We start from the raw sequence: 25,542 nt of genomic DNA, 5'->3' as shown, positions 1-25,542 counted from the left end.
GCGACAGTTGCAGTTGCCGTTGCCGTTGCCGTTGCCGTTGCAGTTGGCTCCGCGCAGCGACAGTTGCGGTTGCCGTTGCCGTTGCTTGTGAAGTAGCCGTTGCCGTTGCAGTGGGTCCCCGTTGATGACGCCACGTCGCTGGTGCCGAAATCGGATAAAGAAGCGTCCGCTGTCTGAGCGAAGCGAGTTTCGGACGCTTCCCGATTTCGGTGCCAGCGGCGTGGGCACCCCGCGCAGCGGGGCGGCATCTTCGGGGTCGCCTTCTCTTGCCTACTTCTCTTGGCGAAGCAAGAGAAGTAGGTCGGCTGCCGGGCCGAAACCCGGCTAGGTCGTCCGGCAGGCCAGCCGGTGTTGCTTCACCCGCCAGCCGGCGTACCGTCGCGAAGCCGCTTCTGCAGTTTGCGACGGCTGCACGTTACGAGAACGCGCCACAGCGCAAGACGCCGATGCTCCGTCTGCTGACGGGTGAAACATTAAAGCTTCACTACCGTGGGGAGTAGCCGGGTGTTCGGCCCGGCAGCCGACCCGCTTTTTTGCTTCGCCAAAAAAGTGGGGCAAAAAAGGCGACCCCTACGATGGCGGTCCGCTGCGCGGACTGCACGCGCCGCCAGCACCTGAAACGGGAAGCGTCCGAAACTCGCTTCGCTCAGACAGCGGACGCTTCTTTATCCGTTTCAGGCACTGGCGACGCGTCGCCATCTAACGGGGATTCACTGCAACAGCAACGGCCACTTCAAAGGCAACTGCAACGGCAACGGCAACGGCAACTGCAAATGTCGCTACGCGGAACGGCAACGGTCGCTGTGCGGCGCTAACCGCAACCGCAACCGCAACGGTCGCTGCGCGGGCAAAGACAGCGGTCGCTGCACAAGCCGGCAGCCCCGCCATCCCTACCCTCCCCTAAACCTCTACTTGCGCACCTTCGCAATCTCCCCCTGCAACTCCTTCAACACCTCCGCGCCGCCATCGGCCGCAAACTTATCGAACGCCGGCTTCGCCTTCTCCCGCATCCGCGCCAGCTCCGCATCCGCCACCACGTTGACCTGCATCCCCTTGCCCTTCAGGGTGTCGATCGCCTTGCCGGCGGCAGCCCGCGTATCCTTCCGCTCGAAGTCGCGCGACGCAACCGCCGACTCCTGCAGGACCCGCTTCTCGTCAGCCGACAGCCCATCCCACCACTTCTTGCTGGCCAGGATGATCCATGGGCTGTAGACGTGCTTGGTGATGGACAGGTACTTCTGCACTTCGTAGAACTTGCTCGACTCGATCGTGGTGACCGGGTTTTCCTGGCCATCGACGGTCTTGGTTTCCAGCGCGGTGAAGAGCTCGGAGAACGGCAGCGGCACGGCGTTCGCGCCGAAGCTGTTAAACATGTCGATGTAGACCGGGTTCTGCATCACGCGCAGCTTCACGCCCTGCATGTCTTCGAGCTTGGCGACCGGGCGCTTGGTGTTGGTGAGATTGCGGAAGCCGTTTTCCCAGTAGACGAGGCCGACCAGGCCCTTTTCCTGCAGCTTGGCGGCGAGCTTCTGGCCGAACGGGCCGTCCAGCACGGCGTCGGCTTCGGCTTCGTTATTGAACAGGAACGGCAGGTCGTACACGCCGAAGTCCTTGACGATGCCGACCAGCGTGGCGGTCGAGCCGACCATCATTTCCTGGGCGCCGCCGATCAGGGCGTTCTGCATCTGGATGTCGCTGCCCAGGCTGGCGTTGCCGAAGCCCTTGGCCTTGACCTTGTTGCCGGTGCGCTTGGCGAGGTCTTCGGCGAAGAACTTCACTGCGCGGCCCTGGTTGCTGTCTTCCGACAGGCCGTAGCCGAAACGGATGATGCGCGGCTTGAAGTCGGCGGCGACGGCGCTGCCGGCGGCCGATGCGAGGCTGGCTGCGGCCAGCGCCATGACGAGGGATTTGACCAGGTATTTTTTCATGTCTGCTCCGTGTTGTTGATTGATTTGATTGATTTGAATGATTTGACCAAGTTGTCTTGCGCTGCGCCCGGACGCTAGCGCAGCAGCGCCATCGGCGCGGTGATGATGCCCGGGAAAATGATGAACAGGATGATCAGCACGAGATAGGTCAGTAGGAACGGCCAGATGCCCTTGGTCGCGCTCTCCAGCGATATCTTGGCCACGCCGCACACCACGTTGAGCACCGTGCAGACCGGCGGATGGATCAGGCCCAGCGTGCCGACCAGGATGAACATCACGCCGAAATAGGTCGGGTCGATGCCGGCCTTCAACGCGATCGGCATCAGCACCGGGCCCATCACCAGGATGGTCGGGGTCAGGTCCATCACGGTGCCGATGGCCAGCAGCAGCAGCATGATGCAGAACATCAGCAGGCGCGGGTCGCCCAGCAGCGGCGCCAGGAAGTCGGTGACCTGCGCAGGCAGGTCGGCCAGCGTCACCATGTAGGACGACACCAGCGCGCCGGCGCAGAGGAACATCACGGTGCTGGTGGTGCGGGACGCGTCGACCAGCAGCTTGACCAGTTCGTTGAACTTCACTTCGCGGTAGATGAACAGGCTGACGAACAGCGAGTACACCGCTGCCACCACGGCCGCTTCGGTCGGCGTGAACAGGCCGCCGCGCAGGCCGCCCAGGATGATCACCGGCAGCATCAGCGCCCAGACGCCGTCGATGACCGCGCGCCGGCGGTCGGCCCACGAGGCCTTGGGCTGCGGGGTGACCTTCATCTTGCGGGCCAGGATGGTCCAGACGATGACCAGCGCCACGCCCATCAGGATGCCCGGCACCACGCCGGCCAGGAACAGGTTGCTGATCGAGGTATTGGTGGTGACGCCGAAAATGATGAAGGGCATCGACGGCGGGATGATGGGCGCGATGATGCCGCCGGACGCGATCAGGCCGGCCGAGCGCGGCACCGCGTAGCCGTGGTCGCGCATCATCGGGATCAGCAGCGTCGCCAGCGCGGCCGTGTCGGCAATCGCCGAGCCGGACAGGCTGGCCAGCAGCACCGCGGCGGCGATGGCGACATAGCCGAGGCCGCCCTGTATGTGCCCGACCAGGCTGACCGCCAGGTTGATGATGCGGCGCGAGATGCCGCCGGCATTCATCAGCTCGCCGGCCAGGATGAAGAAGGGCACGGCCATCAGCGGGAAGTTGTCGGCGCCGGACAGCAGGTTCTGTGCGACCAGCTGCGCATCGAAGAAGTCGAGGTGGAACATCAGCGCGACGCCGGTCAGCACCAGCGCGAACGCGATCGGCATGCCCAGCACCATCAGCAGCACCAGGGAGCCCAGGAAGATGGCGAGCGTCATTCCATCACCCCCGGCGCTTCAGGCTGGGAGGCGGCGCCGGCGTCGCCGGGCACCATCGCATCGGGGCTGCCGCGCAGGATGCGCAGCAGGTTGGCGGCGACGATGACGATCATCGAGGCCGCGCACAGCAGGCCGGCCGAGGCCATGAAGGCCGTCGGGTAGCGCAGCACGGTCGAATAGGTGCTCATGCCGATCAGCGTCTGGGTCCAGCTGCCATACAGGAACAGGCTCAGCGCATACAGCATCAGCAGGTGGCTGACGACCGCGCAGGCCACGCGCAGCTTGCGCGGGATGCGCGCCTGCACCAGCTCCACGCCCAGGTGCGCATGGTGGCGCAGGCCGAGGATCGCGCCGAGAAAAATCAGCCAGACGAACATCAGCCGCGATATTTCCTCGGCTGCGGCGATGCCGGAATTGAACACATAGCGCAGCACCACGTTGCCGAACACCAGCGCGACCATCACGGTCAGCGCCAGCGCCATCAGCCATTCGACCACGCGCTCAAGGCGTGGAACCGGAACCTTCATGTCGTCCTCCTTATAAAATACTTTTAATCCGCCTGCTGGCGGCAATGCTGCATCAGCTGTTCGATCAGTTGTTCCGGGGTGTCGGCGATGTCGAGCACGATGCCGGCTTCATCGGCCTGCAGCGGCTCCAGGTCGCGCAGCTGGCTTTCCAGCAGCGCCGGCGGCATGAAATGCCCGGGACGCTGGTGCATGCGCTGCGCAATCAGCGCGCGGTCGCCGTGCAGGTGGACAAATACGAGTGCGGGGTCGCCTGCCCGCAGCAGGTCGCGGTAGCGGCGTTTCAGCGAGGAGCACGAGAGCACCAGGCCTTCGTTGCGCGCCGCGGCGGCGGCAATGCGGGATTGCAGCAGCAGCAGCCAGTCCCGGCGGTCGATGTCGGTCAGCGGCGTGCCGGCCGCCATCTTGGCGACGTTGGCCGGCGGATGATCGTCGTCGCCTTCCGCGTAGGCGATGCCCAGCGCGTCGGCAAGGCGGCGGCCCATCTCGCTCTTGCCGCAACCGGACACACCCATCACCACCCAGCGCCTGCGCCGGGCGTTTTCCATCCATCGATCCAATGACTCGGCCACTACCGTCTCCATCCATGCTGTTGCGCTTGATAGCGCTATCAGAGGACGCGATTTTTATCCGATTATGCTTTTTTGTAAAGCGATTTTTCGCAGCTTCCGACGGATTCTGCCGACCGGCGTCCAACCCAAGGCACGGCGTGCCGGGTGAGATCGATGGTTCCGATTCGTCACCGCGGCCCGCAGGATCGTAGGGTTAACAAGCGCAGCGCATTACACCACAGGCCAATCAAGTACCATCGACTGTCCGCAACGAATGATGTAATGCGCTTGCGCTTGTTAAAACCTACGGATTTTCGTCGCACCTTGTGAACCGGGACGGGTATGAACCGCGGTGTTCCCCCGACATGCCACGGCGCCGGCACTCTCTGATATCGCTATCAAGCCGTTACATTCAGGCAAAAAAAATGCCCAGAAGCGAAGCCCCTGGGCAATGAATATGCGGGAAATCCCGCAGTCGGTACAGCAATGTTATCAAAAAGATACTTAATCGGGGTGATTTAAATCATGGATGCAATGGAAATTGCGCCGCTATCGTCTGGACACATAACTCCACTGTAAACGGGACGGATTTCACTATTCATGGCGACGATCCCTACACGCAGCTATAAGCAAACGCAATAGTAGGTATGAGCACTGAAAATTGGAAACCCGCCCGGACCAACCCCATACTTGTTCCATACAGAAATCACCAGGAGTAAACGATGTCCACGATCACTTTTCCACATGCAGCCCGCAACGAAGCTCCCTCGACCTATGCGCAGAACGTCGGCTATGCGTTCCGCTCGCTGCTGGCCGCCCTGCTCGCGGTGAAGCCGCAGCAACCGGCGTCGCCGCGTTCAACGCTGCGTGACCAGCTCGCGGTGTTCAGGCTGGCCCGTGACTACGAGGCGCTGTCGCCGAACCTGGCCGCAGAACTCCGCTTCATCGCCTCGCGCGGTTAAGCCGGCCCGTCTCCGCCAGGTCCCGCAATCTTGCGCACCCTGCCATGACCGCCATGCAGCTTGAATTGCTGGCCATTGGATGCGTCGCCGTCACGACGCTCGCGACCGGCGTATCCATGGTGCTTGCGATGCGCCGGTCGCGGTAGAACGCCGGCTTCCTGCAATAGCGATGCAGCCCCGCGCTGCTTCGTACGGGACACCACGAGCCGCAATGGATGACGGCGCCGCAAGCCCAAACCATGGGCGCTGCGGCGCCCGGCGCCAGCCCGCAACGCCCCTTCCCCGCATCAGTTCACCTCATCTCCGCTCAGCGCGCACCGCGATGCGCCCAGCCCGTCGTCCGCTTCTCCACCACTGAAAACAGCTCATACATCGTCATCGCCATTGCGCCGATGACCACCAGGCCGGCAAAGGCCAGCGGCATCCGCATCGACGAGCCGGCCGACACCAGCAGGTAGCCGATGCCCTCGTTCGACGCGGTCATTTCCGACACCGTGGTGCCGACGAAGGCCAGCGTGATGGCGACCTTCAGTGACGCGAAGAAATACGGCATCGAACGCGGCAGTCCCACCTTCAGCAGCACGTCCATCCGGCGCGCGCCCAGCACCCGCAGCACATCCTCCATTTCCGGCTCCAGCGTCGCCAGCCCGGTCGCGATATTGACCATGATCGGGAAGAAGGAAATCAGGAAGGCGGTCAGTATCGCCGGCCCCGCGCCGATGCCGAACCAGACCACCAGGATGGGCACGAAGGCCGCCTTGGGCAAGGCATTGAACGCGGTCATCAGCGGGTATGCGGCGGCGTAGAGGAAGGGCGACGAACCGATCGCCATGCCCAGCACCACGCCGACCAGCACCGCCAGCGCGAAGCCGGCCATCGTGACCCAGAACGTGCGCCATGCATGCATCGCGATGGGGCCGGCAAATTCGATTAGCGACTGCACGATGGCCAGCGGGCTCGGAAACACGAATTCGGAGACGTTGAAGACGCTGCAGACCAGCTGCCATATCACCAGCACCGCGGCCAGCAGCAGCCACGGCGCGCTCTTGCGCACTAAGTTGTTTTTCATGTTCGGGCTTTCAGGACGTGCGTACGCGGCCGATGTGCTCGCGCAGTTCATGGACCAGCGCGGTGAACGGCTCGGTGTAGGTGACCTCCAGTTCGCGCGGGCCGGGCAAGGGGTTCGTCTTGCACGCCACGATGCGGCCCGGCCGCCGGCTCATCACGTAGATGGTGTCGGCCAGGAAGGCCGCCTCGCGCAGGTCATGCGTGACCAGGATGACGTTGAAGCGCTGCGCCGCCTGCAGGTCGCGCAGGATGCACCACAGCTCCTCGCGGGTGAACGCGTCCAGCGCGCCGAAAGGCTCGTCGAGCAGCAGCATCTTGGGCTCGTGGATCAGCGCGCGGCAGATCGATGCGCGCTGCTGCATGCCGCCCGACAGCTGCCACGGAAACTGGTGCGCATAGCCATCCAGCCCGACGGCCTTCAGCAGCTTCAGCGCCTGCGCCTCGTACTCCGCGCGGTGGCTGCGGAAGCGGCTGCGATGCGGCTCGACGATTTCCAGCGGCAGCAGCACGTTGTCCAGCGTGGTCCGCCACGGCAGCAGCGTCGGCGCCTGGAAGGCCATGCCGACGATCTTCAGCGGCCCGGTGACCGGCGCGCCGTCGATGCTGACGCTGCCGCGGGTCGGCGCCTTGAGCCCGGTCGCCAGCTTCATGAAGGTCGACTTGCCGCAGCCCGACGGCCCGACGATGGCAATGAATTCGCCCTGCCGGGTGCTGAGCGTGATGTCTTCCACCGCGAAGTCGCCGCTGTCGCCATAGGCCAGGAAAACGTTTTTGAAATCTACAAAGGTGTCGGTCATGGATGCTTCGGATAAGGGCCCGCATCGGCGCGATGCGGGCCGGTTGGCGCAGGCGGCTATTTCGGGAAGACGTTGAGTTCGGCCTTCGACGGCAGGAAGGACGCGTTCCACACCGCGTTGGGGTCGACCCGGGTCTTGGTGCCATAGGCATCCGACACCTGCGACGCCATCAGCGACAGGCGCGGCGCCGACACCTGCCCGTAGCCTTCGGCTTTCGCATTGGCGGTGGCGATGGAACTGGCGATGGTCAGCTTCAGCCGGCGCGCCTCCAGCTTTTCGTCGACCAGCGCGTCCCGCGCCTTGATCGCGGCGACCGCCGCGTCCGGGTTGGCCATCACGTCCTTCGACGCCTTGGCGAAGGCCCGCAGGAAGCCCCTGATCGCATCCGGATGCTGCTTGACGAAAGCGTCCGACGCGATGATCGCGTTGCCGTACATCTTCACGCCGTAGTTCGGATACGACATCACCACGATGTCCTCGTCCTTGACGCCGCGGGCGTTCAGGTTCAGCAGCGACGTGAAGTAGAAGCCGGTGATGGCGTCGATGTCGCCGCGCGCCAGCATGGTCTCGCGCAGCTGCGGGTCCATGCTGACCCAGTTGACCTTGGCCGCATCCAGGCCATTGGCCTTGGCGAAGATCGGATAGGCGCGGCGGCCGGCGTCGAAGACCGGCGCGCCCAGCTTCTTGCCCGCGAGGTCGGCCGGCGTCTTGATGCCGGACTTCTTCAGCGCCAGCACCGCGGCCGGCGTGTCGTTATAGACCATCATCACCGCTACCGGCTTGCTGGGAGCGGACGGGTTGTTGGCGGTGAATTCCATCAGCGCGGCCATGTCCGCGAAGCCCATGTCATAGCTGCCGGACGCAACCCGGTTGACCGCATTGCCCGAGCCGTTGCCGGCGTCGATGGTCACATCGAGCTTCTCCTGCTCGAAGTAGCCCTTGCTCTTGGCGACCAGGAACAGTGCGGACGGGCCTTCGAAGCGCCAGTCGAGCTGGAACTTGACCTTGGTCTCCTGCGCAAGGGTTTGTGCCGACGCCGCGCACAGCAACAGTGCAGCGGCAACATGAAATGACTTGAAACGGGGCATGGCTATCCGATCCTAAGGTGATGTTCCAGAATGGTGCGCACCGCATTGGCGCCTTGCATGGTCCAGGCGGCGGCCGCTCATGCAGGTTCAGCAAGTTCCATACCCGAAACAATCACGGGCCCGGCGATGGCAGGAAACTTGCTGCGCAGCTTTCCTGTCCTTCAACTGCCTTCAACCGGCCGTGCCCGGCCCTGCCCATCCCTGACTACCGACGATCGAGCAATGACCACTTCCTCCATCCTGCTGACCAATATCCATGACATCCTCACCGGCCGCGCCGATAACGGCGGCCGTGCAGCCGGCCCCGACATCCGCGTGGCGGACGGCCGCATCCAGGCGATCGGCCACCTGGCGCCGCTGCCCGGCGAACGCGTGCTCGACGCCACCGACTGCGTGGTCTATCCGGCCTGGGTCAACACCCATCATCACCTGTTCCAGTCGCTGCTGAAGGGCGACCCGTCCGGCCTGAACCTGTCGCTGACCGACTGGCTGGCGGCCACGCCCTACCGCTACCGCGCCCGCTTCGACGAGAAGCTGTTCCGGCTGGCCGCGCGCATCGGCCTGGTCGAACTGGCGCTGTCCGGCTGCGGCACCGTGGCCGACCATCATTATTTGTACTACCCCGGCATGCCGTATGACAGCTCTGCCATCCTGTTCGAGGAGGCCGACGCGCTGGGCCTGCGCTTCGTGCTGTGCCGCGGCGGCGCGACCCAGACCCGGCAGCTCGAGGCCGAACTGCCGAGCGCGCTGCGGCCGGAGTCGCTGGCGGACTACCAGGAAGACGTCGCGCGGCTGGCGCGGCAGTATCACGACGCCGGCCCGGCTGCCATGCGCCGCATCGTGATGGCGCCGACCACGCCGCTGTATTCGGTGCAGCCGGCCGAGTTGCGCGAGCTGGCCGCGTTTGGTCGCAGCCTGGGCCTGCGGCTGCACAGCCACCTGTCGGAGACGGTTGAATACCAGCAGGCCGCGCGCGGCAAGTTCAACTGCTCGCCGGTGGAATTCGTCGGCGAGCATGACTGGCTGGGGCCGGACGTCTGGTATGCGCACCTGGTCAAGCTCGACGCGCACGAGATCGCGCTGCTGGGCCAGACCGGCACCGGCATTGCCCATTGCCCGCAGAGCAATGGCCGGCTGGGCAGCGGCATTGCGCCGGTGCGGCAACTGGAGGCGGCCGGCGTGACAGTGTCGATCGGCGTCGACGGCGCGGCATCCAACGAAGCGGCCGACATGATTTCCGAGACCCATGCGGCCTGGCTGATGCAGCGGGCGCGCGGCGGCCAGGATGCGCTGCCCGGCTACGCAGGCGGCACGCAAGAGGGCGGCGCCGACGCCGCCAGCATCGAGGACGTGGTGCGCTGGGGCACCACCGGCGGCGCCCGCGTGCTGGGGCTGGACGGCTTGCAGGGCATCACGGTCGGCGCCTGCGCCGACATCGCCGTGTATTCGCTGGACGACCCGCGCTATTTCGGCCTGCACGACCCGGCCATCGGCCCGGTCGCCTCGGGTGGGCGGCCGCACCTGAAGTGGCTGCTGGTGGATGGCCGCATCGTGGTCGAGGACGACAGGCTGCCCGGCGTGGACATCCGGCAGCTGGGACGGGAGGCACGGGAGGCAGTGCGCTCGCTGCTGGCGGCGGCGTGAGGCCAACGTGCTGATTAGCGGATAAACAACCCAAAGAACGATTATTTTAATGAACTCCCGGTTATTCCTTGCGACTCAGCCAGGATCACCGGAGGGTTATGCAATGTTCTTGAAAACGATGCTGTCGATCGCGGTCTCGCTGTTTTTCACATTCCTCTCTGTCGATGCCACGGCGGGACGGGCCATCAAGGACAGCTACCAGTCGACGGTCCTGGGCCGCAAGGTCGAGTTCACCGTCTATCTGCCTGACGAATATGCCAGAACGGCCGGAAAACTCTCCGCCATTTACCTTTTGCATGGCCTCGATGGCGACCAGAACGAATGGCTGGAAAACGGCACCATCGGAATCTTCAATACACTCGTCAAAAAGGGCGTCTTGCAGCCCAGAGTGGTGATCATGCCCAGCTTCGGCCCGCAGTCCTGGTGGGTGGATGGCGCCGCGGACAAGGCCGAGACGGCGTTGATGCAGGAGCTGATGCCTCATGTCGAATCGAAGTACCGGCTTCTAAGCGACCGCGCCGGGCGGGCTGTCGCCGGCTGGTCGATGGGAGGTTACGGCGCGCTGAATCTTGCGATGAAGTACCCGGACCGCTTCTGCGGCGCCGCCGTCGTCGCTCCTGAAATCTATGACCCGTTGCCGGCGGAGACCTCGGCAATCCGGCGCATGCCGCAGTTCATGACCGACCAGGCATTCGACCCTGCCGAATGGCAGGCGCTCAATTACACCGCTCGTCTCAACGCCTACCGCAGCAGCAGCATCAAGGTGCCCATCTGGATCGTAACCGGCGACGACGACGCTTTGCTGGGACTGGTGCCGATGGCAGCCCAGCTGTATGGCAGACTGCTGGAGATCCAGCCAGGACAAAGCGAACTGCGGGTAATCAATGGCGAACTGGACTGGGCCACCGTGCGCAATGCCTTGCCGAACGCGCTACGCTACATCAACCGCAAATGCCAGTCCGACGCGCACCGCAATGCAGCGATTCGCACCTTAAAGCACACCGTAGCGCAGGCCGACGCGCTTCAACATCCGCCGGTACGCGGCAGATAGTCGGTCCGCCCGCTGCGGCAATTCCACGCCCGGCTCCAGCGGGATTTTCCTGGGCCGCTGCGATTCCAGTATCTCCAGGTCCTGCAGGAAGATGCGGTCCTGGAAAGCGCGCAGTTCATCGTCCGACGCGGTGTCGTTGTTCATCGCCAGCACGATCCATGCGTGGTGATGCTCCTCGTCCAGCGGCTGCACGAACAGGCTGATGGCCTCGACCAGGCCGCCCTGCTTTTCCGGCAGCTTGGTCAGGATGGCGGTGAGCGGGCGCACCACGCGGTAAGTGTATTCGACCATCGAGCCGTCGCTGGCCATCAGGTTGGCCTGCGGCTGGTAGGCGCGGCAGCCGGTCGCGATCACGCCTTCCATGCCCTCCGCGCCGAGGCCGTCGTCATACGGACCGACCTGGTAGTCGGGCACCTCGGTATAACGCGGGTCGCCGAGGATGCCGTTATGGATGAACGGGAAATGCGCCATGTCGAGGAAGTTCTCGATGATGCGCGGCCCGCAGGCATGTACCGGATAAGGACCGCACAGCACCGTGCGCAGCCGGCCTTCTGCCTGCTCGGGAAAAGGCGGCAAGGCAAGCGCCGGGGCGCCGACGCAGGCCCAGACCAGCCCATACGCTTCGCGCGCCTGGAAGGTGCGCGCGCAGGCGGCGCGCGGCGGCGTGTCGTACGGGTGGGCGGGCTGCAGCCGGCAGACGCCGGCGCTGTCGAACTGCCAGCCGTGATAGCCGCATACCAGCCGGTCGCCGGCGATTGCCCCAAGCGACAGCCGGGCGCCGCGATGCGGGCAACGGTCATCCCATGCATGCACCGCGCCATCGGCGCTGCGCCAGACCACGATCTCCTCGCCGAGCAGCCGCGCCGGCTGCATCGCGCCGGGCTGCAACGCGGCGCTGGCGGCGACCGGGTGCCAGTCGTTCCACAGTACGGGGTCGATGACGCTCATCTCAGTGCCCCCAGAATCCAAGATGCGGCGCGGCCGCTTCCTCTTCCATTTCCGGCACCGGCCCCACGACCTCGGTCGCGCGCTGGCCGCTGGCGAAGACCTCGCGGCACGGCAGCGACAGCGTCGGATTGTCCGGATGGCTGCCCGTTAGTTCGAGCAGCCGCTCTTCCGACATCGCATAGACCACGCGGCCGATATTGCACCAGTAGATGGCGCCGGCGCACATCGCGCACGGCTCAGCGCTGGTGTACAGCGTGCATCGCGCGAGCGCCTCGCGCGGCAGCCTTTGCGCGGCCAGCGCCGCCACGACACGTTCGGCATGCTGGGTCGGGTCGCCTTCCGGCGGCATCGAGTTGTTGCCGGCTTCGGCGACGACATTGCCGTGTTCATCGGCGACGATGGCGCCGAACGGGTGCCGGCCCGCCGCCTTGGCCCGCTCGGCGCAGGCAAGGGCAAGGCGCAGCAGGTCGAGGTCGGACTTGCCGGGCGATGTTGGCATCTGGGGCATGGATACTCCTGATAGTTGCAGATTGAATAGGCGTAGGCACTATAGCGAATTTATACGGGATGAGGGCCGATGCGGGGCAGCCGCAAGCGGCCGATCGCCACGGCCGCGGCCGGGACGCGCGGTCCTGGCCGCGAGACGGCGCGGCGCGCTCCACGCCGGTTCAGGCCGGACGCATCCTGGCTGGCGGACCCTGCCGCGCAGGGCTTCCCGGCCCGATGCGCTTCCCGGCCGGCTCAGCCTTTCGCGCGCGTGCGCCGCGGCGGCTTTGCCGGCGGGGGCGGCGCATCGATCTCGATGCCGAACAGCGCAGACAGGTCGGCATCGGCCAGGCCTGCGGCTGCCGCATCCGATGCAGCCGATGCATCCGCGGCCGGCCCGCTGCCCGCCTGCCGGATCAGTTCCTGCGGATCGACATGGCGCAGCAGGAACAGCAGTTCCGGCTGGCTGTCGAGTCGGTTGCCTGCTGCGTACAGCGCCGCGGCGACATGCTTGCACATGAATGCGTCGTCCGGGCAGCTGCAGCGGAAATCGATCTGCTTCGGCGTCGGAAACAGGCCGGAACCGGGACGCGTGACAACCTCCATCACCGAGTCCGACAGGCGGCCCTGCAGCAGTTCGACCAGCGTCGCCACCTTGCCCGCGCATTCGTCGAGGATGGCTTTCCAGTCGCGTTCGGGCAAGGGCTCGATGGCTATCCTGACCTTGTAGACCGCGGCGCCGCTGACCAGCGCATCGATGGCGCCGGGGCCGATCTGCAGGTCCAACACCGCGCCGTGCCGCACGCAGCTGCGCCCGCGCGGAAGGCGGTTGGCGAAGTCGCTGTAGGCTTCCAGGTTGCGACACCACTTGATGCCCCAGAAGGTCCGCGCGATCGCCCGTCCCTCGACCGCAACCGGCTGGCAGTCGACGCCCTTTTTCTTCAGCGATGCCAGCGCGGCCCGCGCCTGCTCGCGCCGTTCCGATACCGGTATGTAAGGCGGCCAGTAGTTGTCGTAATGCCTGCCCATGTCATTGCTCCCGTAGAGTCGCGGCTGCCGCCCTCACTGTTCATCGAGCGCGCTGTTGATGTCAAGCTTCACCATCTGCAGCAGCGCCTCGTTGCTCATCTCTGTCAGCGGCATTTCGCCGCCGTCGGCAAGGATGGTATTCGACAAGCCGAGCTTGTCCTCGATCATCGCGTCTATCCTTTCTTCGACCGTGCCGCGGCAAATGAATTTATGGACCAGCACATTCTTCTTCTGCCCGATGCGGTACGCGCGGTCGGTCGCCTGGTTTTCGACTGCCGGGTTCCACCAGCGGTCAAAGTGGATCACGTGCGACGCCGCGGTCAGGTTCAGGCCGGTGCCGCCGGCCTTGATCGACAGCACGAAGAACGGCGGCCCCTCGTCATCCTGGAAACGGTCGACCAGCGCCTTGCGGGACTTGACCGGCGTGCCGCCATGCAGCACCAGGCCAGGACGGCCAAACACGGTCTGCAGGAAGCCGGCCAGCGGCGCGGTCATTTCCTGGAACTGGGTGAACACCAGCAGCTTCTGCTGGCGCGCGGCGATCTCCTCGGCCAGCGCCCGCAGCCGGGCGAACTTGCCGCTGTCCTCCGGCGCATAGCCGCCGTCGCCCAGCCACAGCGACGGGTGGTTGCAGATCTGCTTGAAGCGCAGCAGGAAGGCCAGCACCGCGCCGCGGCGGGCGATGCCGTCCAGCCCGCCGATCTGCGCTGCCAGCGCATCCACCGCCTGCCCGTACAGCTTGGCCTGCGCGTGCGACAGGCCGCAGTAGGCCTTCACCTCGGTCTTGTCCGGCAGGTCGGCGATGATGCGCCTGTCGCTCTTCAGCCGGCGCAGGATGTAGGGCTGCACCAGCCGCCGCAGCGGCCCGTAGTCCGGGTGGTCCTGCTTCTCCAGCCGGCGCACGAAACGGGTGAAGGCGGCGCCGGTGCCGAGCAGGCCGGGGCAAATGAAATCGAACAGCGACCATAGCTCGCCCAGCCGGTTTTCGACGGGCGTGCCGGTCAGCGCCAGCCGCACCCGGCTGTGCAGTGCCTTGGCCGCCCTGGTCTGGCGCGCGCCCGGATTCTTGATCGCCTGCGCCTCGTCCAGCACGACCATCGACCAGCGCGTCTCCAGCAGCCACGGCAGCCGGATCAGGCTGCCATAGCTGGTGATGACCAGGTCGACCCCGGACAGGCCGTCGCCGCCGAGCGTAGCCAGGTCCCTGGCGGGCATGGCCGATGCATGCGCGACCAGCACGCGCAGGCCGGGCGCGAAGCGCGCAATCTCGGCCTGCCAGTTGCCGATCAGCGATGCCGGCAGCACCAGCAGGTGCGGCCCGGCGTCGCCTTCCCGCTTGGCCAGCGACAGCAGCGCCAGCACCTGCACGGTCTTGCCCAGGCCCATGTCGTCGGCCAGGCAGGCGCCCAGGCCAAGCCGGTTGAGCCACCATAGCCAGCGCAGCCCGTCCTGCTGATAAGGGCGCAGCGACGCATGGAATGCCGGGCCGGGTTCGGCATCGCCCTGCGGCTTGCGCAGCCCTTCCAGCACGGTTTCCATCCAGTCGCCGGCGACCACGCTGGACCAGTCGGCCACGCTGTCCGGCAGCTCGGCCTCGCCGCCGGCCGCCAGGTTCGCGCCGGCCAGCAGGCGCATGCCTTCGAGGAAGGAGATGCCGTCACCGGCCGACGCGGACTGGACTTTCTTCCAGTGGGCGAGCACGCGGTCGAGCTTGTTCCGGTCGAGTTCGACCCAGCGGCCCTTGAGGCGCACCAGGCCGTCGCCGGCGGCCATCAGCTGCCGCCACTCGTCGTCGGACAGCGCCTCGCCGTCCAGCGACAGCGACACGTCGAAATCCAGCATCGCGTCCATCCCGATGCCGCTCGCGTTCTTGCCGATATTGACCTTCACCTGCGGCCGCGGCGGCGCCTGCGGCTTCCACCAGTCGGGTACGCGGACAACGATGCCGGCCGCTTCGAAGACGGGGATGTTGCGCAGGAACTGGTGGGCCTCGGCCGGCGTCCAGGCGAGCGGCCGGAACACCGCGCCGGAATCGACCAGCGAGCGCAGCCACGGACTGTTTTCCGCGGCCCGGTTCACCGGCAGCAGCAGTCCCAGCAGCATGTCGCGGTTGCCGGCGCCGGCATATTCCTGCAGCGCGCGTCCCAGCGGCTGATGCCGCGCGCCGGCCTGCTGCGAGACCTGCCCGACATAGGTCGCGAGGAAGGCGAACGGCGCCTGCTCGTTGGCCCTGTTCTCGGCGAGGTGGAAGCAGACGCGACCGACCATGTGCCAGCCCGGGTGCTGCCGCCGCAGCCAGGCCTGCACATCGCCGTCATGCGCGGCGATGGCCGCGCGGGCCGTCGCCAGCAGGCCGTCCAGCAATGCCTGCAGGCGGGCGGCGTCGAGATACTCGGCGCCCGTCATCGGCGGCGCGGCTGCCAGCAGGCGTTCCAGTTCCGCCGCGGGCATGTCCGGCTCCACCGTCTCCCAGCGTTCGGCCAGCCCGGGAGCCGCACACAGCCGCGCCATGAAACCCTGGGCCAGTTCGCGGCCGAACGCCAGCGACGGCGGCAGCCAGGTCGTCAGCTCGACCGCGCCCAGGTGCAGCAGGCCGGGACCGTCGCCCTGCGCATAGGCGCGCTCGATGCGCGCCTGCGCCGCCGGGTCGAGGTCCGGGTTTCCCGGCAGATGCTCGAGGTGCATGCGGCCGGCCGGCGAGATGGCCAGTTCAAGCGACATGCCTGCGCCGGCGCCCTGCGGCTTGTCGGATAAGGGCATGCGGTCCTTCTGTCGGGATGGAAAGCCGCTAGCTTAATTCATCCTCGACATGGGCCCGGATCACGCTCTCGAAATCGGCGTCGCCTTCCAGCCCCAGCGCGCGTGCGCGGCTGTCGTCCCAGGCGCCCGGCCAGCTCTGCACGATGCGTTCCACCGCCGGGTCGGGCGCGAAGCGTATGCGAGCAACGGCTTCGGGGCCGCCGACCTTTTCCAGCGCCGCCACCATGTCGGCCACGCTGACCGACAGGCCAGGCAGGTTGATGGTGCGGCTGGTTCCGAGCGCGTCGCCCGACAGCTCGTGCCCGGCGATCAGCGCGGCGATCGCGCGCCGCGGCGACAGCAGCCACAGCCGCAGCGCCGGCGACACCGGGCAGACGGCGTCCTCGCCGTTGAGCGGCTCGCGGATGATGCCGCTGGCAAAGGACGACGCGGCCTTGTTCGGCTTGCCGGGCCGCACGCTGATGGTGGGCAGGCGCAGCACGCGGCCGTCGACGAAGCCCTTGCGGCTGAAGTCGTTGAGCAGCAGTTCGGCAATGGCTTTCTGCGCGCCGTAGGACGACTGCGGGTTGAGCGCGGTGTCGTCGCGCACCACGTCCGGCAGCTTGCCGCCGTACACGGCCACCGAGCTGGTGAACACCACGCGCGGCTTGTGGCCGGCGGCGCGGCAGGCTTCCAGCAGCAGCCGCGACGCGTCGAGGTTGATCCTCATGCCGAGGTCGAAGTCGGCTTCGGCCTGGCCGCTGACCACCGCCGCGAGATGGAAGACCGACGTGGCGCCGGCGTCGATCAGCGAGTGCATCAGCGCCGGGTCGGTGATGTCGCCGGTGACCACGCGCACGCGCGGGTCGCCGAAGTCGTTGGCCTGGACCACGTCGACCAGCACCAGCTGGTCTATGGCTTGCTGGCTGCCGTCCACGCCGGACAATGTGCCGCGGGCCAGCAGAGCGCGGGCCAGCTTCTGGCCGAGGAATCCGGCGCCGCCGGTAATGAGTACGTTCATCGATGCATCCTTGTCATTGGTAAGCGGACAGCCATGCCAGGCCATCTTCGGTGCGGCCGCGCGGACGGTATTCGCAGCCTATCCAGCCGGTGTAGCCGAGTTCGTCGAGCAGCTTGTACAGGTAGGGGTAATTGACTTCGCCGTCGTCAGGCTCGTTGCGGGCCGGGGCGCTGGCGATCTGCACATGGCCGATGCCGTCGAACCATTTTTTGAACTTCATCGCCAGGTCGCCTTCCATGATCTGCGCATGATAGAAGTCCATCTGCACCTTGACGTTGGGCTCGCCGCATTCCTCGCGCAGCGCATGCGCATCGGCCTGGGTTTGCAGGAAGTAGCCCGGCATGTCGCGGCCATTGATCGGCTCCAGCAGCACCTCGACGCCGGCAAGGCCGCATTCGCGCGCCGCATGCCGGAGGTTGGCGAGATAGACCGCGCGGTGTGCGGCCATGTCCGATCCTGCCGGGATCAGCCCGGCCATCATGTGCAGCCGGCGCGTGCCCAGCGCCTTCGCATACTCGAGCGCGCGCGCGACGCCGGCGCGGAACTCGTCCTCGCGGCCCGGCAGCGCGGCAATGCCGCGCTCGCCTGCCGTCCAGTCGCCCGGCGGCATGTTGAACAGCGCATTCTCCAGCTGGCTTTCCTGCAGCCAGGCGGCCACCTCGGCCGGCGCATGGTCGTAAGGGAACAGGAATTCCACGCCCTTGAAACCGGCGGCGGCCGCCGCGGCGAAGCGCTGCGGAAAGGGCACTTCATTGAACATCATCGACAGGTTGGCGGCGAACTTGGGCATGCTGGTCTCCGGTAATCGTTTTAGATATCGAGTGAAAACGCCGTCTTCAGTTCGGCGATCTGCTGCGCATCGAGCGGCCTGACCGGCACGTCGCGCAGCATCAGGAAAAGCTTCGCGGTTTCCTCCAGCTCCTCGGCTGCATAGACCGCGGCTTCCAGGCTGCTGCCGGACACCACCGGCCCATGGTTGGCCAGCAGCACCGCCGCATGCTTTTTCGCCAGCGCGCCGATGGCGTCGCCGAGCGCCGGGTCGCCGGGACGGTGATACGGCAGAAGCGGCAGCCGGCCTATCTTCATCACGAAGTACGGCGTCAGCGGCGGGATGCAGTCGTCATGGTTCAGGCCGCACATGCAGGACACCGCGGCCGAGTGGGTCGAATGCAGGTGCACGATGGCGCCCGCGCCGGGCCGCTGCTGGTACATCGCGCGGTGCAGGAAGGCTTCCTTGGACGGCGGGTCGCCGTCCTGCAGCCGGCCTTCCCAGTCCAGCCGCGACAGGCGGGCCGGGTCGAGCCGGCCCAGGCTGGCATTGGTCGGCGTAAGCAGCCAGCCGTCTTCGAGGCGCACGCTGAGGTTGCCGCTGCTGCCGGCGGTCAGCCCGCGCTCGAACAGCGACTTGCCGAAGTCGACCACCTGTTCGCGCAGCCGGTTCTCGTCGGCATGGGTGTGGACGGCGGCGCTCATGGCAGGCGGCTCCAGGCCTTGGTGAAGAAGTCCTCGCTGCCGAAATTGCCGGACTTCAGCGCCAGCACAAGCGGCTGCGCCTGTTCCGACGATGTCGCCGCGCCGCCGTCCTGCAGCGCCGCGGTCCACGGCACGCCGGGGTCGATCTCGGGCCCGATGCGCAGGCCCGTGATGCCCAGCGCCTTGACCACCGCGCCCGAGGTCTCGCCGCCGGCGACGATGAGCTGTCCGACGCCCAGCTTCACGAGCCCGACGGCGATGGCGGCCAGCGCCCGCTCCACCAGTTCGCCGGCCTCGGCCACGCCCAGTTGCGACTGCACCGCCCTGACCTGCTCTGGCGCGGCGGTGGCGTACACCAGCAACGGCCCCTGCTCAATGTGCTGCGCGGCCCAGGCCAGCGCCGCGCCGGCCACGTCGTCGCCCCTCGCCAGCGCCAGCGGATCGACGGCGAAGGACGGCGCGGCCTTCTGCATCGCCGCCACCTGCTTTTGCGTCGCCACCGAACAGCTGCCGGAAATCACCGCGCGCAGGCCGCCGGTCTCGGGCAGGCGGTCGGCGGCGTCGAGCCGGGCCAGCAGGTTGCGGCGGCGGAAGTTCTCGGGCAGGCCCAGCGCAATGCCGGAGCCGCCGGTGATCAGCGGCATGTCGGCGCAGGCCGCGCCGATCGACACCAGGTCATGGTTGGTCAGCGCGTCGGTCACCGCGAGCGAGACGCCCTGCGACCGCAGCTCCGCAAAGCGGGCGGCAATGGCCGCGGCGCCCTTGGCAACCGTGTGATACTCGACCAGGCCGACGCTGCCCTTGACCTGCTGCTGCAGCACCCGCACCAGGCTGGGGTCGGTCATCGGCGTCAGCGGATGGTTGCGCATGCCCGACTCGTTGAGCAGTTCATCGCCGACGAACAGGTAGCCCTTGTAGATGGTGCGGCCGTTCGCCGGGAACGCCGGGCAGGCGATGGTGAAGTCGGTGTCCAGCGCCTGCATCAGCGCCTCGGCGACCGGGCCGATATTGCCTTCCGGCGTGGAGTCGAAGGTCGAGCAGTACTTGAAATAGAACTGCTGGCAGCCGCTCCGCTGCAGCCAGGCCAGCGCCGCCAGCGCGTCGGAGACCGCCTCGGCCGCCGGCACCGTGCGCGACTTCAGCGCGATCACGACCGCGTCCGCGCCTTCCGGCGGCGGCCCGTCGGGCACGCCGATCAGCTGCACGGTGCGCATGCCGGCCTTCACCAGCATGCCGGCCAGGTCGGTGGCGCCGGTGAAATCGTCGGCGATACATCCGAGTAATACTTTCATCGCATTTCCTTCAGGATGGCTGCTTGCCGCGCGCAACGGGCAGCGTAATGCCGGGGAAGAGCTTGATCACCGCCGCGTCGTCCTCGCCGCCATGGCCGGCGGCCGAAGCCTGCATGAACATCTGGTGCGCGGTGGCCGACAGCGGCAGCGGGAACACGCTCTTCTTCGCGTAGTCGAGCACGATGCCCAGGTCCTTGACGAAGATATTGACTGCCGACAGCGGCGTGTAGTCGCCGGCCAGGATATGCGGCACCCGGTTCTGGAACATCCACGAACTGCCGGCGCTGTTGGAGATGACCTCATACAGCGCGTCCGGGTCGCAGCCGGCGCGCAGGCCCAGCGCCATTGCCTCGGCGGCGGCGGCGATGTGCACGCCGGCCAGCAGCTGGTTGATCATCTTGACCTTGGAACCCTGCCCCGGCTGTTCGCCGAGCCGGTAGAGCTTCGAGCAGATCGCGCTGAACAGCCGCTCGCAGCGCGCGAAATCTTCCGGCGCGCCGGCGGCCATCACCGACATCTCGCCGGATGCCGCGCGGGCCGCGCCGCCGGAGATCGGCGCATCGATGAAGCGCAGGCCCATCGCCGCCAGCCGCGCGCCGAGCGCCTCGGCAAATTCCGGCGCGACCGTCGCGCAGGCAATCACGATGGCGCCCGGCTTGAGCTGCGCGGCCGCGCCCTGCTCGCCGAACAGCACCGCTTCGGTCTGCTGCGCATTCACCACCACGATGACCAGCGCGTCCACCCGGCCGGCCAGCGCCGCCGGCGATTCGGCTGTCTGCGCGCCGGCCGCGGCCAGCGCCTGCAGCGCTTCCGGCCTCAGGTCGAACGCATGCACCTCCAGTCCGCCGCGCAGCATCGACTGCGCGATGCCCATTCCCATTGCGCCGAGGCCGACGATGCCGACCCGGCCGATCTGCTCTGCCATGTGACCTGCTCCCAAGGATGACTGCTGTGATGGTGACGGCCGCAAGGTGCGCCGCGGTGGCGTGGGCTGGAAAAACGGACTGCGGCATTGCCGCCTGCGCCAAAGTTGTATGACAAGATGGTATGCAGGGGTTTTCAGACTGTCAAGGTTTTGTTCCGGCAGGGGTTAACCACAGGAATCAACATCGCTCGCGGGCATTCTGCAGCGCATGGTAACGGCCGTCGCCGCCGCGCGTGGCGAGGCCCTTTTCCGCTGCGCCAGTTCGCCGCCGGCTCAGGCCGGAGCCAGGTCGCCCTGCCGCCCGCGCTTCTTCCCATGCGCCAGCCGCTCCTGCGCCGCTTCGCATTTCGGCCCGGAAAACTCTGCCGCCATCGCGTCCAGGAACACCCGGGTGCGGCTGGGCATCAACCGCCTGCCCGGAAACACCGCATAGGCCGTATGGGCCGGCGCGGTCCAGTCCGGCAGCACCTGCACCAGCTGCCCGGCGCGCAGGTACGGGTCGGCGAAATGGTCCACCAGCACCGCGATGCCGGCGTCGGCGCAGGCCAGCCGCAGCAGCACCTCGGGCGAGTTGATGGTGGCCCGGCCGGGCGGCAGGTCTTCCCAGCGTTCCGCGCCGCGGCTCAGCTGCCAGCTTCCCGGCTCGCCGCTGCGGGTCAGCAGGCGCAGCGTGTCATGCGCCATCAGGTCCTGCGGCGTTGCCGGCATGCCGCGCTTCTGCAGGTAGGCCGGCGACGCATACAGGCTGTTGGAGAACACCGCCAGCTGGCGCGCCGCCAGCGTCGCATCGTCCGGCAGGCTGCCCATGCGGATGGCGACGTCGAAGTTCTCGCCGATCAGGTCGACCCGGCGCGGACTGAGGTCCACTTCCAGCGTGATGGCCGGATAGCTGATCATGAAGCGCGCCAGCATCGGCCCGAGCATGACGTTCGCGATGTCATTGGGCATGGACACCCGCAGCCGTCCGCCCGGCTCGGCCTGCCGATGCTGCGCCAGCGCCGACACCGCCTCGACCTCCGCCAGCACCGAGCGCGCATGTTCGAGCATGTCTGCGCCGAAATCGGTCACCGTGAGCTTGCGGGTGGTCCGCAGCAGCAGCCGCTCGCCCAGCTGCGCCTCCAGCTGCGCGATCCGGCGCGACACGGTGGACTTGGGCAGCCCCGCGCGGTCGGCGGCGCGGCTGAAGCTGCCGGTGTCGACGACATGCGCAAACAGCATCAGGTCGTTCGGTTCAATATGCATGGCCCCACCCTCGCAATTATCCCATTAACGGCACAATGTAACCCATTTCCGTGGCTTCTGTAATAGGTTTTGGATCAGTAGAATGCAAGTCATACCACTTCTCTTTCCGAGGAACACCATGAACATCCTTCAGATCAATTCCAGCGCCCGCAGCGAAGGCTCGCAATCGACACGCCTCGCCAACACCATCGTCGAGCGCCTGAAAGCGACCCAGCCGGACACCCGTCTGACGATCCGCGACCTCGCCAGCAACCCGCACCCCGCGCTGGACGAAGCCGCCCTCGGCGCCCTGTTCACGCCTGCCGACCAGCGCACCCCCGAACAGAATGCGCGAGTCGCGCTGGACGACGCGCTGATCGCTGAAATCCAGGACGCCGACGTGCTGGTGATGGGCGTGCCGATGTACAACTTCGGCGTGACCACGCAGCTCAAGAACTGGATCGACGCGATCGCCCGCGCGAAGGTGACGTTCCAGTACACCGCGAACGGCCCGGAAGGCCTGCTGAAGAACAAGAAGGTCTTCGTTGCGCTGACCCGCGGCGGGTTCTATCGCGATACCGATGCGGACAGCCAGGTGCCTTACCTGAAAATGGTGCTGGGATTCCTGGGGCTGACGGATGTGGAATTCGTTTATGCCGAGGGCATGGCGATGGGTGCCGAGGCGGAGCAGAAGGCGATTGCGTCGGCGCTGCAGCAGATTGAGGATGTGCTGCCGGCATAAGGGCGAGAGTGCGCGCCTGCGCGGCGGCGGCTGTACGTGCCGTTGGGTAACGGGGTTGCCGTTAGCGCCGCGCAGCGACCATGGCTGTTGACGTTCCGCGTAGCGACAGTTGCCATTGACGTTGACCGCGTAGCGACCGTTGCAGTTAGCCCCGCGCATCGACAGTTGCGGTTGCTGCTGCCGCTGCCGCTGCCGTTGCCGTTGCCGTTGCAGTGAATCCCCGTTAGATGGCGACGCGTCGCCAGCGCCTGAAACGGATAAAGAAGCGTCCGCTGTCTGAGCGAAGCGAGTTTCGGACGCTTCCCGTTTCAGGTGCTGGCGGCGCGTGCAGTCCGCGCAGCGGACCGCCATCGTAGGGGTCGCCTTTTTTGCCCCACTTTTTTGGCGAAGCAAAAAAGCGGGTCGGCTGCCGGGCCGAACACCCGGCTACTCCCCACGGCAGTGAAGCCTCAATGTTCCACCCGTCAGCAGACGCAGCATCGTCGCCTTGCGCTGTGGCGCGTTCTCGTAACGTGCAGCCGTCGCAAACTGCAAAAGCGGCTTCGCGACGGTACGCCTGCTGGCGGATGAAGCAATACGTGTGTCCTGCCGGACGACCTAGCCGGGTTTCGGCCCGGCAGCCGACCTACTTCTCTTGCTTCGCCAAGAGAAGTAGGCAAGAGAAGGCGACCCCGGAGATGCCGCCCCGCTACGCGGGGTGCCCACGCCGCTGGCACCGAAATCGGGAAGCGTCCGAAACTCGCTTCGCTCAGACAGCGGACGCTTCTTTATCCGATTTCGGCACCAGCGGCGTGGCGTCATCAACGGGGACCCACTGCAACAGCCACTGCCAAGGCAACGGCCACGGCCACTTCACAGACAACGGCAACTGCAACTGTCGCTGCGCGGAGCTAACTGCAACCGCAACGGTCGCTGCGCGGAACAAACCAAACCACTTGCGGGAAGCCAATCGGCTTTAATGCTCCCCTTGCCTGCAATCCGCTTTCTCTGCATGATCAATGCTCCCAACAACCCTTCAATAACCCGGAGACAGATCATGATCAAAGTCAGCGTGATGTACCCCAATACCCCTGGCGCGCGCTTCAACCATGAGTACTACCGCGACAAGCACATGCCGATGGTGAAGGAAAAAATGGGCGACAGCTGCAAGAGCTACACCGTCGACAAGGGCCTCGCAGGCGGCGCCCCCGGCGCTCCCGCAACCTACGTCGCCATGTGCCATATCTTCTGCGATTCCGTCGAAGCCTTCCAGGCAAGCTTCGGCCCGCATGCCCCCGAAATCATGGCCGACATTCCCAACTACACCGACCAGACGCCGGTAATCCAGTTCAGCGAAGTCGTCGTCGGATAGTCCCCCAGGGCGCGGCGTCGTGCCGCGCCTCGGCAGCTTCCCTCCAGCAAGTCCATCGCGCCAGCCAGGCGCCCGCATCCCATATCCCCTGAACGTGTTATTGCCGATAAGAAATTTATTGCCAATAATCCAGTCCGCGATTGCCCTGCATCCGACTGGCGGCAATCTGCCGGCGTCAGCCAGGTTCTTTCATCCGTGAAAATCCTTGCCTCGCCCGACACTCGAACAACAAAAATTTACAGGGAAACAGGAATGCGTAATTTCAAGCTGAAACTCGGCCTCACCGTGCTGATCAATGCGTCGCTGCTGGGATGCGGCGGTGGTGGGAGCGGCAGCAATGACAGCGTTGCGGCCAGCGTCGGCAGCGCCGGGAATTCGGGTGCGACCTACTCCGCGATCACCAGGGCAAATTACGAGACCGTCGCGTCCACGGTGCTCGATCCACTGGGCGAACTGACCAGCCTCAATAGCGCGACCGGCCTGATCGCGTCCGGCGTCGAGGTGAACGAAGCGAATGCGAATGCGGCAGCGTCCAGCCTGGCCTCGGTATCGACCCGGATCTACAAGCGCTTTACCCGGACCACGGGCCAGTTCGTGACGGGCGCGACCTACACCGAAGCCTGCAGCCGCGGCGGCAGCGTGACAGTGAGTGAATCGGCTGCCAGCGACGACAGGGTCACGGCCGGCGATCGTGCGACGCTCACCGCCAACAACTGCGCCGAAGACGATTTGCCGGCATTGAATGGCACGCTGTCGATCGTGATCGACTCGGTGTCCGGCGATCCGGTCAACACCAACCGCTACAGCCTGGGCCTGACAGCCACGTTCGGCAACCTGTTGATGAACAACGGCGACCGGCGCGTGCAGATCGACGGCGCCCTGAAGATCCTGGCCAGCCAGAACGGCAGCAGCGACATCAGCGTCGGCCTGTCGGGCCAGCGCCTCGGCCTGAGCGTCACGCAGTCGGGCATGGCGACCAATGCCTACAGCCTTGCCGATTTCAACCTGACCGGCACGGAAAGCGGCAGCACGACATCGCTGTCGGGCAGCTATACGCTGTCGGGCACCTCGGCCAGGCTGGGCGCCTATGTCTACCGGGTCGAGACGGTGCGTCCGGTCGTGACCTCGGGTTTCGGTTCGTTCGTTTCCGCTGGTGCGATGCGCATTACCGGCTCGCCGGCGATGGTCACCGTGACGGCGCTCGACGGCACGTCGCTGCTGGTGGAATACAGCGCCAACGGCGATGGCGTCGTCTCGGCGTCGAGCACCCTCACCCGCTCGCAGTTCGACGCGCTCAACTGATCCCGTTCCAGGAACAGGCGTCGCTTTCGGGCGGCGCTGCCTTCTCCC

General features: G+C 66.3%; 23 protein-coding genes. 6 read left to right on the top strand and 17 right to left on the bottom strand.

Features of this window, described 5'->3' with window-relative positions; translation table 11 throughout:
• Positions 1-908: 908 nt before the first annotated feature.
• The 4 genes from QOL82_RS02960 to QOL82_RS02945 all read right to left on the bottom strand — a co-directional run bounded on the left by QOL82_RS02960 (position 909) and on the right by QOL82_RS02945 (position 4,319).
• Positions 909-1,928, bottom strand: a complete 1,020-nt coding sequence (locus tag QOL82_RS02960; RefSeq protein WP_283440726.1) for a TRAP transporter substrate-binding protein — start codon at positions 1,926-1,928, stop codon at positions 909-911.
• Positions 1,929-2,002: 74 nt separating this feature from the next.
• Entirely contained in the window at positions 2,003-3,280 is a 1,278-nt protein-coding gene (locus tag QOL82_RS02955; protein ID WP_283440725.1) for a TRAP transporter large permease, read from the bottom strand.
• A complete protein-coding gene (locus QOL82_RS02950; RefSeq protein WP_283440724.1) occupies positions 3,277-3,807 on the bottom strand; it encodes a TRAP transporter small permease in 531 nt (176 codons plus the stop codon). The genes QOL82_RS02955 and QOL82_RS02950 overlap by 4 nt, the downstream gene beginning before the upstream one ends.
• A gap of 23 nt (positions 3,808-3,830) precedes the next feature.
• Positions 3,831-4,319: a gluconokinase gene (locus QOL82_RS02945; protein WP_283440808.1), complete on the bottom strand. Its 489-nt coding sequence runs from the start codon at positions 4,317-4,319 to the stop codon at positions 3,831-3,833.
• Between the two features lie 758 nt (positions 4,320-5,077).
• Here QOL82_RS02945 and QOL82_RS02940 point away from each other — a divergent pair.
• Positions 5,078-5,317, top strand: coding sequence for a hypothetical protein (locus QOL82_RS02940; RefSeq protein ID WP_283440723.1), 240 nt, complete (start codon positions 5,078-5,080; stop codon positions 5,315-5,317).
• 307 nt (positions 5,318-5,624) lie between these two features.
• Here QOL82_RS02940 and QOL82_RS02935 read toward each other — a convergent pair whose 3' ends face one another.
• From QOL82_RS02935 to QOL82_RS02925, 3 genes are read right to left on the bottom strand one after another with little or no spacing between them, the layout of a single operon-like run.
• Complete coding sequence (locus QOL82_RS02935; protein ID WP_283440722.1) at positions 5,625-6,386, bottom strand: ABC transporter permease; 762 nt, start codon at positions 6,384-6,386, stop codon at positions 5,625-5,627.
• A gap of 10 nt (positions 6,387-6,396) precedes the next feature.
• Positions 6,397-7,182 (bottom strand): ABC transporter ATP-binding protein, encoded by a 786-nt coding sequence (locus tag QOL82_RS02930; RefSeq protein WP_283440721.1) that lies wholly within the window; start codon positions 7,180-7,182, stop codon positions 6,397-6,399.
• Between the two features lie 56 nt (positions 7,183-7,238).
• Positions 7,239-8,270: an ABC transporter substrate-binding protein gene (locus tag QOL82_RS02925; protein WP_283440720.1), complete on the bottom strand. Its 1,032-nt coding sequence runs from the start codon at positions 8,268-8,270 to the stop codon at positions 7,239-7,241.
• Positions 8,271-8,492: 222 nt separating this feature from the next.
• Between QOL82_RS02925 and QOL82_RS02920 the strand changes: the two genes are divergently transcribed.
• Both QOL82_RS02920 and QOL82_RS02915 read left to right on the top strand, forming a co-directional pair.
• Entirely contained in the window at positions 8,493-9,914 is a 1,422-nt protein-coding gene (locus tag QOL82_RS02920) for an amidohydrolase family protein (protein ID WP_283440719.1), read from the top strand.
• A 103-nt stretch (positions 9,915-10,017) separates the two neighbouring features.
• Complete coding sequence (locus QOL82_RS02915; RefSeq protein ID WP_283440718.1) at positions 10,018-10,965, top strand: alpha/beta hydrolase; 948 nt, start codon at positions 10,018-10,020, stop codon at positions 10,963-10,965.
• On the opposite strand, the gene QOL82_RS02910 is transcribed toward QOL82_RS02915, so the two are convergent.
• From QOL82_RS02910 to QOL82_RS02865, 10 genes are all read right to left on the bottom strand, one after another.
• A complete protein-coding gene (locus QOL82_RS02910; RefSeq protein ID WP_283440717.1) occupies positions 10,906-11,913 on the bottom strand; it encodes an aromatic ring-hydroxylating oxygenase subunit alpha in 1,008 nt (335 codons plus the stop codon). The two genes, QOL82_RS02915 and QOL82_RS02910, sit on opposite strands and share 60 nt — an antisense overlap.
• A 1-nt stretch (position 11,914) precedes the next feature.
• Positions 11,915-12,421: a nucleoside deaminase gene (locus QOL82_RS02905; RefSeq protein WP_283440716.1), complete on the bottom strand. Its 507-nt coding sequence runs from the start codon at positions 12,419-12,421 to the stop codon at positions 11,915-11,917.
• Between the two features lie 233 nt (positions 12,422-12,654).
• Positions 12,655-13,428, bottom strand: coding sequence for an SWIM zinc finger family protein (locus tag QOL82_RS02900; RefSeq protein ID WP_283440715.1), 774 nt, complete (start codon positions 13,426-13,428; stop codon positions 12,655-12,657).
• 33 nt (positions 13,429-13,461) lie between these two features.
• Positions 13,462-16,188: a DEAD/DEAH box helicase gene (locus QOL82_RS02895; protein ID WP_283440714.1), complete on the bottom strand. Its 2,727-nt coding sequence runs from the start codon at positions 16,186-16,188 to the stop codon at positions 13,462-13,464.
• Positions 16,189-16,216: 28 nt separating this feature from the next.
• Complete coding sequence (gene denD, locus QOL82_RS02890; RefSeq protein ID WP_283440713.1) at positions 16,217-17,188, bottom strand: D-erythronate dehydrogenase; 972 nt, start codon at positions 17,186-17,188, stop codon at positions 16,217-16,219.
• 13 nt (positions 17,189-17,201) lie between these two features.
• Positions 17,202-17,978, bottom strand: coding sequence for a 2-oxo-tetronate isomerase (otnI, locus tag QOL82_RS02885; RefSeq protein ID WP_283440712.1), 777 nt, complete (start codon positions 17,976-17,978; stop codon positions 17,202-17,204).
• A 20-nt stretch (positions 17,979-17,998) separates the two neighbouring features.
• Positions 17,999-18,661, bottom strand: a complete 663-nt coding sequence (gene otnC / locus QOL82_RS02880; RefSeq protein WP_283440711.1) for a 3-oxo-tetronate 4-phosphate decarboxylase — start codon at positions 18,659-18,661, stop codon at positions 17,999-18,001.
• Positions 18,658-19,953, bottom strand: a complete 1,296-nt coding sequence (gene otnK, locus QOL82_RS02875) for a 3-oxo-tetronate kinase (RefSeq protein WP_283440710.1) — start codon at positions 19,951-19,953, stop codon at positions 18,658-18,660. The genes otnC and otnK overlap by 4 nt, the downstream gene beginning before the upstream one ends.
• A gap of 10 nt (positions 19,954-19,963) precedes the next feature.
• Positions 19,964-20,878, bottom strand: a complete 915-nt coding sequence (ltnD, locus tag QOL82_RS02870; RefSeq protein ID WP_283440709.1) for an L-threonate dehydrogenase — start codon at positions 20,876-20,878, stop codon at positions 19,964-19,966.
• Positions 20,879-21,151: 273 nt separating this feature from the next.
• Positions 21,152-22,120 carry a LysR family transcriptional regulator gene (locus QOL82_RS02865; RefSeq protein ID WP_283440708.1) on the bottom strand — a complete coding sequence of 323 codons (969 nt, stop codon included), beginning with the start codon at positions 22,118-22,120 and terminating at the stop codon, positions 21,152-21,154.
• A gap of 118 nt (positions 22,121-22,238) precedes the next feature.
• Between QOL82_RS02865 and QOL82_RS02860 the strand changes: the two genes are divergently transcribed.
• The 3 genes from QOL82_RS02860 (at position 22,239) to QOL82_RS02850 (ending at position 25,494) form a co-directional block, all read left to right on the top strand.
• A complete protein-coding gene (locus QOL82_RS02860; protein WP_283440707.1) occupies positions 22,239-22,841 on the top strand; it encodes an FMN-dependent NADH-azoreductase in 603 nt (200 codons plus the stop codon).
• 1,036 nt (positions 22,842-23,877) lie between these two features.
• Entirely contained in the window at positions 23,878-24,192 is a 315-nt protein-coding gene (locus QOL82_RS02855; RefSeq protein ID WP_283440706.1) for an EthD family reductase, read from the top strand.
• Positions 24,193-24,444: 252 nt separating this feature from the next.
• Entirely contained in the window at positions 24,445-25,494 is a 1,050-nt protein-coding gene (locus QOL82_RS02850; RefSeq protein WP_283440705.1) for a hypothetical protein, read from the top strand.
• Positions 25,495-25,542 lie beyond the last annotated feature (48 nt).

It is taken from the genome of Noviherbaspirillum suwonense (assembly GCF_900182955.1).
Classification (GTDB): domain Bacteria; phylum Pseudomonadota; class Gammaproteobacteria; order Burkholderiales; family Burkholderiaceae_D; genus Noviherbaspirillum_A; species Noviherbaspirillum_A suwonense.
This window is presented reverse-complemented; position numbering and strand designations above follow the sequence as displayed.